The 582-nt window shown below is 49.8% G+C and carries 1 protein-coding gene and 1 pseudogene; both read left to right on the top strand.

The genetic code is table 11. The annotated features are described in order from the left end of the window. Positions 1–258: pseudogene (locus tag DOT_RS08700) on the top strand (ABC transporter ATP-binding protein); the annotation flags it as partial. Continuing rightward, positions 251–582 (top strand): FtsX-like permease family protein (locus DOT_RS28535; protein WP_139024172.1); only part of this gene is annotated, 332 nt, incomplete at its 3' end. The pseudogene DOT_RS08700 and the gene DOT_RS28535, both read left to right, overlap by 8 nt.

Genomic DNA, 582 nt, shown 5'->3' on the forward strand with positions numbered 1-582 from the left:
GAACCCACCGGCTCCCTAGACTCCCAGGCCGCTGAGGGCTTGCTCCGCCTGTTTAAAGAAATTAATCAGGAGGGGCAGACCCTGTTGATGGTGACTCACAGCGTGAAAGCGGCCAGTCATGCCCAACGGGTACTGTTTATTAAGGATGGGGAGGTCTTCCATCAGCTTTATAAAGCCGGCATGTCGGATGAAGCCATGTACCAGAAGATTTCCGATACCCTGACCACCATGGCCACAGGCGGTGGGCGCCATGAGTAGATTCTTTTATGCCAAGCTAGCCGCCACCAATCTGAAAAAGAATGCCCAAACCTATCTGCCCTACATCCTGACCTGCATAGGCACGGTGATGATGTATTACATCATGGTTTTCCTGGCTGAGAACAAGGGCTTGGGAAAAATGTCCGGCGGCTTTCAGGTGCAAGCCATCCTTAATCTGGGCTCCTATGTGATTGCTATTTTCGCAGTGATTTTTCTCTTCTATACCCACAGCTTTCTGATTAAACGGCGCAAAAAGGAATTCGGCCTTTTTAATATCCTGGGCATGGAGAAGAAGCATATCGCCAAAGTTTTGGGGCTTGAAAC

The sequence above is a fragment of the Desulfosporosinus sp. OT genome (genome assembly GCF_000224515.1).
Taxonomy (GTDB): domain Bacteria; phylum Bacillota; class Desulfitobacteriia; order Desulfitobacteriales; family Desulfitobacteriaceae; genus Desulfosporosinus.